Source organism: Muriicola sp. (assembly GCF_049669965.1).
Classification (GTDB): Bacteria; Bacteroidota; Bacteroidia; order Flavobacteriales; family Flavobacteriaceae; genus Muriicola.
Window position 1 is genome coordinate 1 of the sequence record NZ_JBATLB010000055.1, and the last position, 17,809, is coordinate 17,809.

Genomic DNA, 17,809 nt, shown 5'->3' on the forward strand with positions numbered 1-17,809 from the left:
TTCCCAAGTCGTGGGGAGTTAGTATCCATTGCAGCATTTGCCAAAACCATTAACGATCCTGTAAACAGGGTAGTAGCCACCGACGCAACAGGGAACCAACGTTACTTCAGGACCGGAGAACAGGCTAAGGTATATGGGGTAGAAGTTGAGGTTCGTAAAAACATCCTAAAAGATAGTAAGGAGAATTCCGTACTAACTGTAGGGGCTAATGCCGCCTATACCTATACCGAACAAGATCTTAAAACCGTATCCACCTCCGATGGGTTTACGTTTGGAACTTCCTTTTCGGACAGAACAACAGAAGAATTGGAAGGTGCCTCCCCGGTAATTGTAAATGCGGATATTAGTTACAGCCCGGAATTTGGGAAGTATAAACCCGCTGCTACCGTTGCATTCTCATATTTTTCAGATCGTATCTATGCCATTGGAAGTGGTAACCTGGGGAATATGATAGAGAAAGGAGTTCCCAGCTTAAATTTTGTGTGGAGAAATACTTTTGGAGAGCACTTAGAAGCAAACTTAAGTGCCATGAACTTATTGAACCCGGATATTTCTCTTTTCAGAGAAAACACCGGTGTGGAAGATACCAATCCGTTGGTTCAAGGCTTTGTAAAAGATGGCAACGTCATCTTACGCGAGTACAAACGAGGAATAAATGTTGGCCTCACTCTTAAATATAAATTCTAATACATTCTTAAACGAAAAACAATGAAAAACAACTTATTACTATTAGGAATCGCCGCTTCTCTCCTTATAGCGTGTGAAAGCGATGATACTGCCGATATTATTATCACCGATAATAGTGTCACAAACAATACTACAACTACAGGCGGAGGTGAAAACCCAGGTGCCACTACAGAAAATCTGAGTGGAGTTTACACTGAGAACCTAACTCTGGATCCGGATGTTGAATACATAATCACCGGACCAGTACTAATGGCTTCAGGAACCACCTTAACCATCCCTGCAGGAATGACCGTAAAAGCACAACCGGTAGGTGTGAATGCTTATATAGCCATTCAACAAGGAGCAAGGATCAGTGCTGTTGGTTCTGCCTCAAGTCCAATCATTCTAACTTCCAATGCAAGTAGCCCTTCTTCAGGTGACTGGGGTGGTTTGGTTATTTGCGGATCTGCCCCTATCAACTCTACAGCAGATGGTTCTACGGACACCTCAACATCTGAGGTAGGCGGACTTTCCTACGGGGGGAATATCCCAGCTGATAATTCTGGTTCCGTACAGTATGTACGAATTGAGTATGCCGGTGGGGCCATTGATGGAAATGCGGAATTAAACGGACTTTCCATGTATGCTGTAGGTAGTGGAACTACGATAGATTACGTTGAGATCTACGAAGGCTCTGATGATGGTGTAGAGTTTTTTGGAGGCACAGTAAATGCAAGCCATATTGTTGTTGTAAATGCAGAAGACGATTCTATAGACTGGACCGAAGGATTTACAGGAACATTAACCGATATCTATGTGCAGCACGGGGCTTCACATGACAAAGCTTTTGAATGCGACGGATACAATACCGATTTCAGTAATGAAGGTGGGTATTTCTCTGCCCCGAATGTGACCAATGTAACCATTGTAGGTGCCAATGACGGGGCTGAAGCTGTCCGTCTAAGAGCGGGGACCCAAGGCCTCTTTACAAACCTGGTTTTTACAGATTTTGATGAAGCATTCGACCTCGATGGCGATGCAGGAGACAATCCAACAGGGCAAGGTGTAATAGACGGGTTATTAGGAGTAACCGATGTAACCTTTACCAATGTTACTACCAAATTGAAAAATGACACAGGATTTACCTTTACAGAAGCAGATTTCATCAGTGGTGATGGTAATGGTACCGGCACGGATGTAGCCAGCTGGGGAGCCGGATGGACAATAGGAATTAACTAAGATAAATTAGCCAATTGAAATTTAGTTAAAGCCCCGCAATGCGGGGCTTTTTTATTAACGCTTTCCTTACTAATTGTTAAACTGGAGGTAACCTTATTTTTACATTGATAGAGTTCCTTTGTAACAGAAATTATTTGTTGATGAAAAAACTTCTTGGTTTTCTTTTCTTTATCTCCTCTGTAGCAGTGTTTTCACAGGCACAAGGAACAATAGCAGGTACAATTCTTGATCAGGAAGTATTTAATGAACCTTTGATCTATGCGGAAGTTCATTTAAAAGAAACCTCTAAAAGAGTACAAACTAATTTTCATGGTAATTTTGAAATCACCGGAATAGCGCCCGGCAACTACACCCTTGTTATAGATTATCTTGGGTATGAAAGCGTGGAATTAGCCGTTGAAGTAGAAAACGATAAAGTGGTAAGACTAACCAAAAGTCTTGCAGCCAAGCAACTGAGTTTTGATGATATGGCAACTATAGACACCGCCAAAAAGGAAGTGCAAATTTTAGAGCAGACCAATTTACACGGTAGGGGTGAAAAATAAACAACCCCATTATATCTTATTAGACAATTAAATTTTATTGAATTGCTAAAAACATAAATCCCGCCAATGGCGGGATTTATGTTTTAGGCCGGTAAACGTCTAACTGTTTAATTCTTTACCAGTGTATTACTGCTCTTTTTTCCATCAACGCTAGCTACGGCATTATTGCTATACTCCACTTTTTTCATAGTGCCGTCTTGCCAAAATGTCCAGGTACCAGTTCTAAGACCTCTTTCATAGAATCCTTGTGCTATGATATCTCCTTCTTCATTATAACTGATCCACTCACCGTGTAATTTGCGATCCAGATTAAAGGTCCCTTTTTGGCTTATCACTCCATTGTCATAAAAATATACGGCTTCAATAAGCCCTGTATCCTCATTCATGACCAATTCTTTATCTTTCTGACCATAGGTAACAATGCTCATTAAAACCAGGGTTACTGTACAAATAATCGCCTTCATAGTATGTTTTTTTAATCTTTTCAACGGTGTAAAGTTACACTTTTTTAACTATTACACAACATATAGTTTACATTAAATTTACATTAAGAACGTTTTTGTTATCAAAAAAGTATAGTTGCGTAACATTTAATTAATATAACAAGATAGAACACACCTATATTACTCTATTGATATAAATAGCATTAGCTAGTAATTCATTATTTGATGACATATTCAGATACTGCTCCATAGTATTCGATAATTCTTTATATAATTAGATTCTTAGGAAGTATTTTCTTAAACTTGGCAATCCTGGATTTGAGGGATTTACCCCTCCCGGATTCATAACTTTATATTAACACAGATTAGGTAAGTAATCGGCATTTTTGTGCAGATCAAATCCGTATGGGAGAGAACATCTATCTTTTTATGATTATTGCCCTGGCAGCCCTGGCTGTAACGGATCTCGTAGTAGGTGTAAGTAATGATGCGGTCAATTTTTTAAATTCTGCCATCGGATCTAAGGCCATTTCCTTTAAAACCATTATGATAGTTGCTAGTGTTGGGATCGCTTTTGGTGCGATGTCTTCCAGCGGAATGATGGAAGTAGCCAGAAAAGGGATTTTTAATCCTAGCGAATTTGTTTTTTCTGAGATCATGATCATATTCATGGCCGTTATGATCACAGACATTTTGCTGCTAGATTTTTTCAATACCCTGGGGATGCCTACCTCTACCACAGTTTCCATTGTTTTTGAATTATTAGGTGCTGCAGTAGCTATTTCTACGGTAAAGATATTAGACTTTGGTGGGGGTTTTACAGATCTCTGGACCTATATCAATACAGATAAAGCTTCAGAAATAATCCTTGGCATCATTTTATCTGTAGTGATCGCCTTTACTATTGGTGCCCTCATACAGTTCGTGACACGGATATTTCTCACTTTTAGTTATAATAAAAAACCCGTTTGGATAGGTTCTGTTTTTGGTGGAATTGCCATTACCAGTATTGTTTATTTTATCATCGTAAAGGGTCTGAAGAGTACAGCTCTCTTAAGTGAATCTACAAACGAACTGATCGCATTGAATACCGAGGTCTTTATCCTGATAAACCTGGTTTTTTGGTTTATTGTCTCCTGGCTCACCATGCAGGTATTCAAGCAAAATATTTACAAGCTTATTATTATCCTTGGTACTTTCGCCCTGGCCATGGCCTTTGCGGGTAATGATCTGGTTAACTTTATCGGTGTTCCCATAGCAGCTTTTCAATCATTTCAGGATTGGCAGGGCACAGGTATTGCGGCAAATGAATATACCATGGAAGGCCTCAATGCCGCTGTTCAAACCCCTACCCTTTTATTGCTGTTATCTGGTATTGTTATGATCATTACACTCTGGTTTTCTACCAAAGCAAGAAATGTAGTAAAAACCAGTGTAGATCTTTCAAGACAAGATGAAGGGGAAGAACGGTTTCAACCTAATTTCTTATCGCGTCTGGTTGTAAAATACTCTATAAAAACGTACGAGAATATCAATGGGATCATCCCCACATTTGTCAAGAAAAAAATAGATCAGCAGTATGAAAAAGATACAAGCTACCTTCCTAAAAGCAAGGTAAAAGAACTCCCGGCCTTCGATTTGGTAAGGGCCGCTGTAAACCTGATGGTCGCCAGTGTTCTTATCTCCCTGGCCACTTCTATGAAGTTGCCGCTTTCCACAACGTATGTAACCTTTATGGTCGCTATGGGTACTTCCCTGGCAGACAAAGCATGGGGAAGTGAAAGCGCGGTGTACCGGGTAGCTGGTGTTTTTAATGTCATTGGCGGGTGGTTCCTAACAGCAATAACTGCCTTTATTGCTGCTGCTTTTGTGGCCTATATACTATACATAGGTGGTTCTATTGCCTTGGGTGTCTTACTGTTTTTAGCTGCGGTAATCCTGACAAGAAATTATCTGAACCATAGGAAAAAAGCACAGGAAGAAAAAATGGAGTACGGACTTAAAAGGGCCGAAAGCAGTTCTATTCAGGGTGTTATTCTGGAGAGCGCCGGAAATATTGCCAATGTCGTGAAAAGGAGCAACAGGATCTTTACCAATTCTATTAATGGCTTGGCAAAACAAGATCTGGACCTGCTGAAAAAGAATCGCAAACAAGCCAATAAACTTTCGGCAGAAATAGACGACCTGAGGGACAATATCTTCTACTTCATCAAAAACCTGGACGAAGGAAGTGAAGGTGCCACTAACTTTTATTTAAATACACTAGACTATCTGCAAGACATGGCGCAATCTCTGGAGTATATCATTAAGATCAGCTATAAACATGTCAATAACAACCACAAAAAACTTAAGTATTCTCAGATCCGGGAACTCAAAGAAATTGACGAAGAGCTAGAAGATTTGATGGAAAAAACAAGGGCCGCTTTTGAAAAGCGATCTTTTGATGAAATTGGTGTGGTCATTGGCCATAAAACAGAACTTCTCGATATGGTCTCTCAAAAGATAATGCAGCAAATTGCCAGAACACGAAATGAGGAATCTAGCCCAAAGAACACCACTCTTTATTTCAGCCTGCTAACCGAAACCAAAGACCTTATCAGTGCTACAATGAATTTGTTGGAACTTTACTACCAAGATTACGATGGGAATGTAGAACCGGCAGCCATTGAAGAGGTTCCTTAAATTTTCTTAAACATTTATACTTTATCTCAGGCCGCTTTTATGGAAGATGCATCGTCCTTTTCTACTTCCATTAAAGGATCTTTTGAACTGTAGAGCAATTGGGCCACATCTATTAACTTCTTGATCACTTCATGTAAATGGTCATGGTCATTGACCAGGGACGACGCCATATCTGTAGTGATCTTATTTTCTGAGATCAGCGTATTTAGATCAGGGCCTTTTTCGATTTCCTTTTTAGAAATCGTTCGTAAGTTCTGTAATTTTTTATGATATGCCTCTGTCATTTCTTCACTTCTTAACTGATAAATGACCCTCAATACTTTTACTATCTTCTTTCTAAACCTATTGTATTCTTTTTGGATATATGGATTCTCAGAATCCATATACTTGGAGACATTTCGGTTTAATTCTCCCACATCCTTAATGATCTCTACCATCTTCCTGTTAGCCACTTTAATTTCCAGGACACGGTTATTCTGAGCTTCCGATAATTTGAGGGCGCTTTGTGCATTGGTCGCATAGGTAATGATCTCCCCGTAAATGGTTTTTACTTTACTTAAGTACAGTTCGCGCACGTCTATTCCAAACTTCTCACGCGACTTCTCAATGATCCCTCTGGGCTTCTCTTCTGATATGATGTCTTTGGTATGAATATTCATGGCGTGCGCCACTATTTTAAAGATAGTTTGTATGTAGAGATGCCGAGATTCCTGCACTAATAATGCAATGATTGTTTCCGGATATTTCGATACTTTTTTGTTGAGATATTTAGGCTGATCAATGGCTTTTTCAGCTTGTATTCTTTCAGGCACTAAACGTTCCACCAGTCTGGCAATAGGATTTATAAACCATACCAATAACAGGGTGTTTAGAATATTGAAGAATGTATGGAATAAAGAGATGGCTACAGGAATGGCTGCTGCACTGATATATGGTGAGTCGCTACCCAGGTGCGTAGATACCCAACTTATCATCCTTAAAAAAGGATAAAACAAAAGTAGCATCCAAATTACCCCTATAAGATTAAATATCAAATGCGCCCTGGCAGTTCTTTTGGCCTGAAAATTTGCCACGATAGCAGCCAAATTAGCGGTAATGGTAGTTCCTATATTTTCTCCCAAAACCATGGCTGCGGCCAATTCAAAAGGAATCCAGCCCTCTGCGGTCATAAGGAGTGTAAGTGCCATAGTTGCACTAGAAGATTGCACAATAATGGTAAGTACGGTTCCAATAAAAAGAAAAAGCAATATAGAAGCAAACCCCATCTCGGTATAGCGATTCAGGAATTCCAAAATGCCGGGATTATTATTGATATTGGGCATGGCTTCCTTTAAAAATTGCAAGCCAATAAAGAGAATGGCGAAGCCAATAATAAAGCCTCCCCAGTTTTTAAAATTCGGCTTTTTCGAAAACATAAACAGGAAGCCAAATCCAACCAGAGGCAATGCTATTTCACTCATACTTACCTTAAATCCAAGGATAGTGATGAGCCAGGCGGTAATGGTGGTGCCAATGTTGGCTCCCATAATAACACTAATAGATTCTGCAAGTGTTAGCAGCGACGCGTTAGAAAAGCTTACAACCATTAAGGTGGTGGCAGAGGAGGATTGTATCACGGAGGTTATTAAAAACCCCGTAGTGATCCCCAAAAACCGATTAGAGGTCATGGTAGCCAGAATGCCACGCATTTTGTTTCCGGCAAGCAGTAACAATGCATCGCTCATGACCTTCATCCCAAAAAGAAAAAGGCCTAAGGCACCTAAGAGTTGTAGTACTTGAACAAAACCGAATTCCATGACATCCCAAATTAAACCCAGAATAAACCTGTTCTGAACAATTTAAAATAATTTTATAAATTACTATCTATTATAAATCATTTAAAATGAAAAGTAAAATTATACTCCTGTTACTCTATCCGCTTCTCATTTTAGGAAACAGCATATTGGCACAAAATATCAGCAGCGAGGAATTATTGAACAAGTCTATTACTTATCATGACCCAAATGGAGTATGGAGTAAGCTTCAGGGAAAACTGGAAATAACGATGACTTACCCAGATGGAGGAAAAAGATTTAGTAAAATTGAAATTGATATGCCAAGGGAATACTTCAGATTAACTTCAAAAAAAGAAGGTATTACCACTGAACAAACTATAGCTAAAGGAGAATGTAGTATAAAACTAAATGGTAGAACCTATATATCAGAGGAAGACAGGAAAGCACATCGCTTGACTTGTGAGCGTGCAATGACTATGAAGAATTACTATCTCTATTTGTATGGACTACCTATGAAGCTAAAGGACTCAGGAACGCGAATAAACCCAAAGGTCAAAACAAAATCATTAAAGGGTAAAGATTATCTTGTTTTAAAGGTTACTTATGATGAAAGTGTTGGTGAGGATACATGGTATTTCTACTTTGACCCTAAAACCTATGCAATGGAGGTTTATCAATTCTTTCACGATGAATCCAAAAAAGATGGAGAATATGTTTTGCTAGAAGGATTAGAATCCGTGAACGGCATGAAAATTCCTAAGAAAAGAAGTTGGTTTACCAATAAGGAAAAACAGTTATTGGGCACAGATCTGTTGACCTCCTATAAGGCGCTTAACTAGTCATTTTAATACCTACTAATTATATAGGAGAACTGACCTATATCATTTCGGAACTTATTCTTCCCCCTTACCTTTGTGGTCCTATAGTACTAAATAGGGCATTTTATCACATAAATTAAATGCCATGAAAAAAATAATCCTTGGTTTACTAGCTCTCGGACTAACCATCCCAGCCTATACCCAGGTTGTAAAGGTTGAAGAGCTTTCTGAAGTGGTCGTAAGACCTATGAACTACAAATATTTGAATGCAGCCGATTCCAAAGTTGCCGCTATTCCGGTTAAAATGTTGGAACGCAAGGTTGCAGCCTATGATGTAACGGAAGCCGATTTTTATCAGGATGATTTTGATTTTTACACTGTATCTTTCTTTATCCCTGATGGAAAAATTGTTGCCGTATATGATGGAACTGGACAAATTGTTAGAACCATCGAAAAATTTGAAAACATAGCACTCACTGATGCTGTTAAAAACGCTGTATTAGATAGGTTCCCCAATTGGACCGTTACCAAAGACGTTTATCGCGTTACTTATAGTGATAATAAAGGTGCTAATAAAATCTACAAACTTATTCTTGTAAATGGTGATAAAAAGATGAGAGTTAAGGTAAATGATGAAGGTACATTCTTATAAATTTACTCTTGGTTCCCAGGGCTTTATTTAGTAGAAATTAACACTAGGAATAAAGGTTCTGCCCAAAAAAGGCAGGACCTTTTTTTTAAAGGGTTCCCAAAATAATCTCAGCGGTAGAAATTCATTTCATCCATATACTTCCAGACCGCCTCTGGCAGCATTGGCCTAACATTCTTCCCAGCTTTATGGCTTTTCCTGATGAAGGTTGAAGAGATCTCCATAATGGGTGCTTCTACAGTATGTACTTTCTGATGTTCCCTAAATTCTTCAGGGATATTCCCTCCGGATATTCTGGGATAAACATATAAATCATGAGCAGCCAGGATCTCCTCATAGTTCTTCCACTTGTGAAAACTCTTCAAATTATCTTCCCCCAGCAAAAGAGAAAATGAATATTTCTTCCCGTACTTTTCCTTTAAATGGATGAGCGTATGGATGGTGTAATTGGGTTGAGGCAGATCGAATTCAATGGTACTTGCCTTTAATTTTGGATACTGCAGTATGGCTTCAGATACCATCTGATACCGGTGATGATTCTCCAATAAGGACTGTTTGAGCTTAAAAGGACTCTGAGGCGTTATTACAAACCAAACCTCATCCAGGGAAGAGAATTCTACCATATGATTGGCTATCACCAAATGACCTATATGGATAGGGTTAAAGGTGCCGAAATATAGTCCAACCTGCTTCATGAGCTCTGTCTTATATGGATGTATTTTGATATGCTGGCTTGTTGATACGGCTAGCTTTTGGGTTTATTCTTTTGGAAAGAGGGGTCTACCCCTAAATAATCGGCCACCATTGTATGTGCCTCTTTTAAAGCCTTATCCAGATCGTAATTCTTTATCACCAGATCAAATTGAGGCGCGGTGGCCAATTCTACAGAGGCCTTGGCTATCCGCATATTGATCTTCTCATCAGACTCTGTACTTCGTTTCTTGAGGCGTATCTTTAGCTCATCCACGCTGGGTGGCTTTACAAATACTGCCAGAGTTTCTTCTGGGAACTTCTTTTTGATCCGCAAGCCGCCCGCTACGTCTATATCGAAGATTACATTCTTCCCTTCTTCCCACAACCGTTCCACTTCGCTTTTAAGCGTTCCGTAAAAATTATCCCTGTACACCTCTTCCCACTCCAGAAAATCATCGTTCTTAATGTGCTTCTTAAATTCGGAAAGTGACATAAAGTAATAATGCTCCCCATGCTTCTCCTTCCCTCTCCTGCTTCTGGACGTGGCGGAAACAGAGAATGCCAGATTGAGTTCTGGTTGCTCTAAAAGGTATCGTACTATAGTAGTCTTCCCGCTTCCGGATGGTGCCGAGAAAATAATAAGTTTCCCCCCCTTACTCATAAGACATTCAGCATTTGTTCTTTGATCTTCTCCAATTCATCCTTCATTTGTACCACTAATTGTTGCATGGGTGCATAATTGGCCTTGGATCCAATAGTATTGATCTCCCTGCCAATCTCCTGACTAATGAATCCTAGCTTTTTGCCATTGGAATCATCAGAATCCATGGTCTCTTTAAAGTAATTAAGGTGGTTTTCCAAGCGCACTTTTTCTTCCGTAATATCAAACTTTTCCAGGTAATAAATAAGTTCCTGTTCAAAACGATTTGCATCTACCTCCACTTTTAGATCAGCTAAGGCTTTATCCAGTCTTTCACGAATGGCTCCAAGACGATCAGGGTCCATAGCCATTACTTGCTGCAATAAAGACTTTAAAGTATCCAAACGGGCAGCAAAATCTTTTTCCAGTATCCTCCCTTCTTCAGACCTGAAAGTCTGGATCTCCCTCAAAGATTCTTTTAAGGCTTCCAGGATGGCCTTGTACTCTTCCGGGTCTATATCATCCCTGTCTGTTTTTAAGGTGTCTGGCAATCGAAGAGCCATTTCCATAAGTCGCAGATCATCGCCGTCTGCAATGGCCCGTAATTGTTTGATATATTGCTTCACCACAGCCTGATTAACCTCCGTAGAAGTTTCATCCCCGGTAATTTCAACATACAAAGCAAAGTCTATCTTACCCCTTACCAGGGCACTTGCTATGGTCTTCCTCAATTCAAGTTCCTTTTCCCTGTATGCCTGAGGCATCCTGGCATTAAGATCGAGCGACTTACTGTTAAGAGATTTAAGCTCAACGGTGATCTTCTTTGTTGGAAGCTGTATAACATGCTTCCCAAATCCTGTCATGGATTGGATCATAATTTGTCTTTATTTTGGCCAAAGGTACTTAATTTCTCCTGCTCAAATTGTGGTAATACCTCTTTGCATACTACAATTCTCGTACCCATATATTTCGAAAACTTACCCTGCTATTGTCCCCGTGATCCTGCAGACGGATTGGGCCCCTGCCATGAGGTGGATTTTTTGGCCATCCAATATAAGGGGTGGTTCCTTTGATCTCTACATGATCCTGAACCAATACCCCATTGTGTAAAACCGTTATGGTCGCAGATTTGGTTTTATCACCTTGTTCATTAAATTCCGGAGCACGGTAAATAATATCATAGGAATTCCATTCACCACTGGGCACAGAGGCCATGGCCAAAGGCACGTATTGTTTATAAATAGCCGCTACCTGGCCGTTCACATAGGTATCATTATCATTGTTATCCAAAATCTGTACTTCATACAAACCCTGAAGGAACACCCCACTGTTAGCCCTGTTCTGACCCTCTCTTTCTACCTCCTTGGGTGAACGCCATTCAATATGTAATTGCACATCCCCAAAGTTCTTCTTCGTCATAATATCCCCGGTTTTGTCCTTTACGCTCATACTCCCATCGTCATTTAAGTTCCAGGATACTTCAGAACTGTCATTTACCATCATCCACTCGTCAAAAGTCGACCCGTCAAAAAGCACATACGCATCACTAGGAACCCCGTTTTTTATATAGGGAGTGACTTTCGGTGGAACTGGTTGATAGATCTCGGTTTCTTCTGGCTTGGTAGGTTCAACACCCGTGTATTCCTCATATAAAATTCCTTGTTCTGTTGTTTCTTTGGCCTCCATAGGGTCTTTTGGCTCCATGTCTTTGCACGAAAAAACCAAAAGGAGCAATACTAGGCTTAGAACTGTTTCTTTCATTTTATAATTCTTTTATTTTGATGTTTCTGAAAGCAACCACATCCCCGTGATCCTGCAATCCTATTTTACCAGTTTGAAATTTCCCAAACCCTTCCCAGGAGGCAAATTTAGATTTTGATACAAGGGCATCCCATTGGTCATTGTCTAAAGGAAAAGTAACGATCTCCTTCCCATTTAAAGCAACGCTCCCTCTCTGTTCCTTGTAATTCACGGTAAGGACACACGTATTCCATTCTCCGGCCTTATTTACGGCTTGCTCCAATGGAGCCACCATGTCGTACAGCGCCCCTGCCTGGTGGGTTGTCCCATTTTTAGCGTCAGGATGCCGCTCATCGTCTAAAACCTGTATTTCCGGGCCTGTCTCGTAAGGTTGCCCATATTTCGCATCTTCTTTGATTCCCCAAAAGATGCCGCTGTTTCCTCCTTCGGCTACCTTCCATTCCAGGGATAACACAAAGTTGGTAAAAGCCTGCTCTGAGACAATGTTATAACTCTCACCTTTTGGCCGCTCCGAAGGGGGATAAAAGACCATGGCCCCGTCTTCAAGTTTCCAATTGGGAGGCATCTCATCCTTCAGATAGCCCTTCCATCCATCAAAAGAAGTTCCGTCAAAAAGCATGATCCAATCGTTCTCATCCATACCGCTCATTTTTTCCATCGCCAATTCCTCTGCCTCTGATACCTCTTCCTTTTTCTCATTTTCCTTACAATTTACCATCAATAGTAAACCGACTAAAAGTAATACGTAGTATTTTTTCATAGTATAGGTATTAAATTCCTAATATTTTCCTGAGCATTTTCTTGTCTGTCTCCCCTCCTGCAAAATCGTCAAAGGTTTTTTGGGTAGCCTCTATGATATGGTCCTGGATAAAGACGGCACCTTCACGGGCTCCTTGTTCAGGACTCTTAATGCAACACTCCCATTCCATAACCGCCCAGACATCACAACCGTATTGGGTAAGCTTGGAGAATATTGTCTTAAAATCTATCTGACCATCTCCCAGGGAGCGATATCTTCCCGCTCTGTTTCCCCAATCATTATACCCTCCAAAAGCACCTTTCTTGCCGGTAGGATTAAACTCGGAATCTTTTACGTGAAACGATTTTATAAATTCGTGATAGTGATCTATATAAGTGATATAATCTAATTGTTGCAATACAAAATGGCTGGGATCGTACAAAATATTTACCCGTTTGTGATTCCCGGTAGCTTCCAAAAACCTTTCGAAGGTATCCCCATCGTGCAGGTCTTCCCCCGGATGAATCTCATAACAAACGTCTACCCCTTCCTTGTCAAAATGGTCCAGTATGGGCAGCCAGCGCTTGGCCAATTCCTCAAAGCCCATTTCTACAAGGCCAGGTGGCCGTTGAGGCCATGGGTGCATGGTATGCCATAACAAGGCACCCGAAAAGGTTGCATGGGCCTTTATTCCGAGGCGTCTGCTGGCCGTTGCTGCCTTTTTCACCACATCTACAGCCCACTCTGTTCGGGCTTTGGGGTTGTTCTTTACACGATCCGGAGCAAAATTGTCGAACATAAGGTCATAGGCCGGATGCACAGCAACCAACTGACCCTGTAAATGAGTAGAAAGTTCGGTGATCTCCAGGCCGTATGAATTGATCTTCCCCTTGAGTTCATCACAGTAATCCTGACTTTCAGCGGCCTTGTCCAGATCGATCAAAAAATGCTCCCAGGTAGGGATCTGAATCCCTTTATACCCGAGATCGGATGCCCATTTACACATTCCGTCCAGGGAGTTAAAAGGTGCCTTACTATCTACAAATTGGGCAAGGAAAACTGCTGGTCCTTTTATAGTTTTCATGGAAAGAGTTTTACGGGATTAATGATATTGTCTGTTTAGTCCCTTTCAGAATTTAGTCCTATATTTATTAGATAGAATGAGCCAGAACCTCCTTTGTAGGGAATGTTATAAATATAGGAAATAACACAGAATTAAATGAAGAATACCCAGGACATTGTGGAAAAGCATTATGATGCTATTGTGGTAGGTACTGGGATCACCGGAGGTTGGGCAGCCAAAGAACTGTGCGAGGGAGGTTTAAAAACCCTGGTGCTCGAAAGAGGCAGAATGGTACAGCATATAAAAGATTATCCCACCATGAATATGGATCCATGGGATCTTCCTAATAATAATGAACTTTCCAGGGAGGAGAAAAAGAAGTATCCCAAACAAGGCAGGGTTGGCTGGGCGCCCAAGGAAGATGTAAAACACTTTTTTGTAAACGACCTGGAACATCCCTATCAGGAGACCAAACGATTTGATTGGATACGGGGATATCATGTAGGTGGGCGTTCCCTTACCTGGGGCAGACAAAGTTATCGATGGAGCGATCTGGATTTTGAAGCCAATCTTAAAGAAGGCATTGCGGTAGATTGGCCGGTGCGCTATGCAGACATCGCACCCTGGTATGATAAAGTTGAAACCTATATTGGAGTGAGTGGTGAGAAACTGGGCCTCCAACAATTACCAGACGGGCAGTTTCAACCAGCCATGGACCTCACATGCCCGGAAGAAGACTTAAAAATTGCCATGGCCAATAAGTTTGATGACGACCGTGTGCTAACCATAGGGCGTGTAGCGCATATAACAGACACAGACGCCAAGATTGAAGGCAGAAACCCATGCCAATATAGAAATCGATGTTGGAGAGGTTGCCCTTTCGGAGGTTACTTTAGCAGTAATTCTTCTACCCTTCCGGCGGCAGAACGCACAGGGAATTTAACATTGAGATCCAACTCCATAGTACATGAAGTCATCTATGACGAAACCACTAAAAAAGCAACCGGGGTCCGGGTAATTGATACGGAAACCCATGAAAAATCAGAGTTTTATGCCAAGGTGATCTTTTTGTGCGCCTCTGCCATGGCCAGTGTAGGGATCTTGCTGCAATCTAAGTCTGAACGCTTCCCAAATGGGATTGGGAACGATTTTGATCAGGTAGGGAGAAACCTCATGGACCACCATTATCAATTAGGAGCCACGGCGTCTGTAGACGGCTACCTTGATAAATATTACAAGGGCAGAAGACCCAATGGTTTTTATATCCCTCGTTTTGTAAATCTGGACAATACCACAAGAAAGAGGGAATACCTGCGTGGTTTTGGCTATCAGGGAGGGGCAAGCCGTGAAGATTGGAAGGTTTCCGTTGCCGAAATGCAGTATGGCAAAGAATTAAAAGAAAATATCTTAAAACCCGGACCCTGGCAAATTGGGGTAACTGGTTTTGGGGAAATGCTCCCTTACGACGATAATAGGGTTACCCTGAGTAAAACTCACTTAGATCAATGGGGACTCCCCCAACTAGATTTTGATGTGGAATTTAAGGACAATGAATACAAAATGCGCGAAGATATACTTCGCCAGATTGTTCTGATGTTTGAAGCAGCCGGCTTCAGGAACATCTCAACCTATGAGAATGAAACCGGCCCCGGGCTAGGAATTCATGAGATGGGTGGAGCACGGATGGGATGGAACCCTCGCACCTCTGTGGTCAATAAATTCAATCAGGTACATGTGGTACCTAATATTTATATCACAGACGGGGCATTTATGACTTCCGCCAGTTGTGTGAATCCTTCACTCACCTATATGGCCTTTACGGCCAGGGCAGCAGAACATGCGGTATCTGAATTTAAAAAAGGAAAATTCTCTTAACCTACACAATTATGAAGAATGCATCTGCTAGAAACCTATGGGGCGATTTTTTAGATCAGCATCTGGAGTATGCCTTTGTCAAGGATCCTGTCGTAACCCACTTTTGTGATAATGAAAAAGATGCCAATACATGTCTGAAGTTGGTCCTTAAAGGGGTAAAAAAAGCTACGTCTCACTCCTTGCTTGGTTTGCAATACCGGAAAGAACCTTTACCCAAAATTGGAGATTTTACCATCGTCACTGACTGGGAGGGAAATGCCAAATGTATTGTACGGACGGTGGCGGTTAAATTAACTCCCTTCTTTAGTATTAGGGAATCCTATGCCACCCTGGAAGGTGAAGGCGATAAATCCCTGGCGTATTGGAAGAAAACCCACTGGGACTATTATACCCGGGAGCTGGAACCTTTTGGCAGAGTTCCCCGCGAAAGCATGATCATAGTCTGTGAGATCTTTGAAAAGGTCTTTGAAAAGAAATAAACTCCTAAACCTAGTCCAAACTTATCCAAACGTTGCCTCCTTTATGAGAAGCAACAGATGCTTCTATAAAATTGAGACCGCGAACCCCATCGGTCATCGTAGGAAATTCACCATCATTAAATGCTTCTCCCCGGATGGCTTTTGCCACTCCTAAATAAATATTGGCCATAGAATCGAATATTCCTTCAGGGTGCCCCGGTGGAAGTTTGGTGCCATCCAACGATAATTTTGAATTGTATGCATGTCCTGGCTTATAGAGCTGAGTGGGTTCCGTATCACTTATTTTGTAGAGGTAATTTGGGTTTTCCTGTTCCCATAACAATCCAAATTTTTCTCCATAAATTCTGATGGCCAGTCCGTTCTCCTCACCGGTTGCTACCTGGCTTGCTCTGATGACCCCTTTCACATGTTCTCCCATACGGATCAGGGCGGTGCCGTCCACATCCATTTTATTATCTGAATAGAGGTAATTAAAATCGCATAACAGGGACTTTACTTTGAGTCCGGTGGTATATTCTATTAAGTTAAAGGCATGAACACCTATATCCCCCATACAAGAGCTTATTCCCGCTTTTTTTGGATCTAGTCTCCAGACCGTAGACCGCTTTTCTTTATCATGGATAATTGGGTTTATCCATCCCTGATAATACCTGGCATCTACTTTATGTATCTTTCCCAGTTCTCCCGCTTTAATCATTTCCCGTATTTGCCTTACCATGGGATAACCGGTGTAGGTATGTGTTACTGCGAAAACAGTCCCAGCCTTTTTATGGGCCTCGCGTAAAATCTTAGCTTCTTCATAGGTGGTGGTCATAGGTTTTTCGCATATCACGTGAAACCCATTGTCCAGAAGCTTTTTGGCCATAGGAAAGTGCAGGAAATTTGGCGTTAGAATGGCACAAACCTGTATTCGTTTGTCCTTGGGAAGCTTTACCTCCTCTTCTACCAAGGTGTCAAAATCTTTGTATATCCGATCTGTTGGAACGTCTATTTTTTTTGCAAATGCCAAACTGTCCTCATAATTGGGGTTAAAGACAGCGCCTGTTATTTCATAATTGTCGTTTATAAAAGAGGCAACCCGGTGTAACACCCCAATCAGTGAATCTCCACCACCTCCCAATATTCCAAGTCTTATTTTTTTAGGCATTTTAATCTTTTTTATTTTTTGTATTCGATGACTTCGTTCTTGAAAAAGATAGCAAAAAGTACCATTACCACAAAAGCAAAAATGGCAGGGAAGGTCCAAATGTTGACCCAGTCGTGGGTATTATCGGAAATTAAATACATATCCGAGATCTTTCCTGCTACCCAGAATCCTATGAGCATCCCAAAGCCGTAGGTGGCGAGGGTAATAAGGCCCTGTGCGGCACTTTTAAATTTTTCACCCGCCTTGGAGTCCGTGTAGATCTGTCCGGAGACAAAGAAGAAGTCATAACAAATTCCGTGAAGTGCGATCCCAATGATCAGCATAAAGGCCAGATCGCCCGCGTTGCCATAGGCAAAAAGGAAATACCTCACAGCCCATGCAAGCATCCCTGCAATAATGGTCATTTTAAATCCAAATCGCTTAAAAAAGAAAGGGAGCAATAACATAAATAGAACCTCGGAAGCTTGCCCTATGGTCATTTTCCCTGTAGGATTGTCCATTCCTATTTCAGCTAAGAATGGGTTGGCATTTTGGTAATAAAAGGCCAATGGAATACAGATTAGTACGGAGGATAAAAAGAAGATCAAAAAATTTC

General features: G+C 41.1%; 17 protein-coding genes and 1 pseudogene. 8 read left to right on the forward strand and 10 right to left on the reverse strand.

Annotation, left to right across the window (positions count from 1 at the left end; translation table 11 throughout):
* The 3 genes and pseudogenes from WBM49_RS03240 to WBM49_RS03250 form a co-directional block, all read left to right on the forward strand.
* A pseudogene (locus WBM49_RS03240) lies at positions 1–687 on the forward strand (TonB-dependent receptor); the annotation flags it as partial.
* A gap of 21 nt (positions 688–708) precedes the next feature.
* The gene (locus WBM49_RS03245; protein WP_424370629.1) at positions 709–1,905 is read left to right on the forward strand and encodes a multidrug transporter; all 1,197 of its coding nucleotides are present in this window, start codon (positions 709–711) and stop codon (positions 1,903–1,905) included.
* 140 nt (positions 1,906–2,045) lie between these two features.
* A complete protein-coding gene (locus WBM49_RS03250; protein WP_424370630.1) occupies positions 2,046–2,450 on the forward strand; it encodes a carboxypeptidase-like regulatory domain-containing protein in 405 nt (134 codons plus the stop codon).
* A gap of 107 nt (positions 2,451–2,557) precedes the next feature.
* Here WBM49_RS03250 and WBM49_RS03255 read toward each other — a convergent pair whose 3' ends face one another.
* On the reverse strand, positions 2,558–2,914 hold the full coding sequence (locus WBM49_RS03255) for a toxin-antitoxin system YwqK family antitoxin (RefSeq protein ID WP_424370631.1): 357 nt from the start codon (positions 2,912–2,914) through the stop codon (positions 2,558–2,560).
* Positions 2,915–3,298: 384 nt separating this feature from the next.
* Between WBM49_RS03255 and WBM49_RS03260 the strand changes: the two genes are divergently transcribed.
* A complete protein-coding gene (locus tag WBM49_RS03260) occupies positions 3,299–5,575 on the forward strand; it encodes an inorganic phosphate transporter (protein WP_424370632.1) in 2,277 nt (758 codons plus the stop codon).
* Between the two features lie 26 nt (positions 5,576–5,601).
* Here the strand turns inward: WBM49_RS03260 and WBM49_RS03265 are convergent, their stop codons facing one another.
* A complete protein-coding gene (locus WBM49_RS03265; RefSeq protein ID WP_424370633.1) occupies positions 5,602–7,371 on the reverse strand; it encodes a Na/Pi cotransporter family protein in 1,770 nt (589 codons plus the stop codon).
* An 86-nt stretch (positions 7,372–7,457) separates the two neighbouring features.
* Here WBM49_RS03265 and WBM49_RS03270 point away from each other — a divergent pair, with 86 nt between their 5' ends.
* Together WBM49_RS03270 and WBM49_RS03275 are read left to right on the forward strand one after the other, a co-directional pair.
* Positions 7,458–8,189 carry a DUF6503 family protein gene (locus WBM49_RS03270; protein WP_424370634.1) on the forward strand — a complete coding sequence of 244 codons (732 nt, stop codon included), beginning with the start codon at positions 7,458–7,460 and terminating at the stop codon, positions 8,187–8,189.
* A gap of 124 nt (positions 8,190–8,313) precedes the next feature.
* The gene (locus tag WBM49_RS03275) at positions 8,314–8,820 is read left to right on the forward strand and encodes a nicotinate-nucleotide adenylyltransferase (protein WP_424370635.1); all 507 of its coding nucleotides are present in this window, start codon (positions 8,314–8,316) and stop codon (positions 8,818–8,820) included.
* A gap of 107 nt (positions 8,821–8,927) precedes the next feature.
* Here WBM49_RS03275 and nadD read toward each other — a convergent pair whose 3' ends face one another.
* The 6 genes from nadD to WBM49_RS03305 all read right to left on the reverse strand — a co-directional run bounded on the left by nadD (position 8,928) and on the right by WBM49_RS03305 (position 13,734).
* Positions 8,928–9,512 carry a nicotinate (nicotinamide) nucleotide adenylyltransferase gene (gene nadD / locus WBM49_RS03280; RefSeq protein ID WP_424370636.1) on the reverse strand — a complete coding sequence of 195 codons (585 nt, stop codon included), beginning with the start codon at positions 9,510–9,512 and terminating at the stop codon, positions 8,928–8,930.
* A 50-nt stretch (positions 9,513–9,562) separates the two neighbouring features.
* Positions 9,563–10,171: a guanylate kinase gene (gmk, locus tag WBM49_RS03285; protein ID WP_424370637.1), complete on the reverse strand. Its 609-nt coding sequence runs from the start codon at positions 10,169–10,171 to the stop codon at positions 9,563–9,565.
* Positions 10,168–11,025: a YicC/YloC family endoribonuclease gene (locus tag WBM49_RS03290; RefSeq protein ID WP_424370638.1), complete on the reverse strand. Its 858-nt coding sequence runs from the start codon at positions 11,023–11,025 to the stop codon at positions 10,168–10,170. The genes gmk and WBM49_RS03290 overlap by 4 nt, the downstream gene beginning before the upstream one ends.
* A 70-nt stretch (positions 11,026–11,095) precedes the next feature.
* Positions 11,096–11,911: a 3-keto-disaccharide hydrolase gene (locus tag WBM49_RS03295; RefSeq protein WP_424370639.1), complete on the reverse strand. Its 816-nt coding sequence runs from the start codon at positions 11,909–11,911 to the stop codon at positions 11,096–11,098.
* Position 11,912: 1 nt separating this feature from the next.
* Positions 11,913–12,671: a 3-keto-disaccharide hydrolase gene (locus tag WBM49_RS03300; RefSeq protein WP_424370640.1), complete on the reverse strand. Its 759-nt coding sequence runs from the start codon at positions 12,669–12,671 to the stop codon at positions 11,913–11,915.
* A 10-nt stretch (positions 12,672–12,681) separates the two neighbouring features.
* Positions 12,682–13,734 carry a sugar phosphate isomerase/epimerase family protein gene (locus WBM49_RS03305; protein WP_424370641.1) on the reverse strand — a complete coding sequence of 351 codons (1,053 nt, stop codon included), beginning with the start codon at positions 13,732–13,734 and terminating at the stop codon, positions 12,682–12,684.
* Positions 13,735–13,869: 135 nt separating this feature from the next.
* Between WBM49_RS03305 and WBM49_RS03310 the strand changes: the two genes are divergently transcribed.
* Positions 13,870–15,588 carry a GMC oxidoreductase gene (locus tag WBM49_RS03310; protein ID WP_424370642.1) on the forward strand — a complete coding sequence of 573 codons (1,719 nt, stop codon included), beginning with the start codon at positions 13,870–13,872 and terminating at the stop codon, positions 15,586–15,588.
* Between the two features lie 11 nt (positions 15,589–15,599).
* Complete coding sequence (locus WBM49_RS03315; protein WP_424370643.1) at positions 15,600–16,067, forward strand: ASCH domain-containing protein; 468 nt, start codon at positions 15,600–15,602, stop codon at positions 16,065–16,067.
* A gap of 10 nt (positions 16,068–16,077) precedes the next feature.
* On the opposite strand, the gene WBM49_RS03320 is transcribed toward WBM49_RS03315, so the two are convergent.
* Positions 16,078–17,214 (reverse strand): Gfo/Idh/MocA family protein, encoded by a 1,137-nt coding sequence (locus WBM49_RS03320; protein ID WP_424370644.1) that lies wholly within the window; start codon positions 17,212–17,214, stop codon positions 16,078–16,080.
* Between the two features lie 11 nt (positions 17,215–17,225).
* Positions 17,226–17,809 (reverse strand): MFS transporter (locus WBM49_RS03325; RefSeq protein WP_424370645.1); only part of this gene is annotated, 584 nt, incomplete at its 5' end.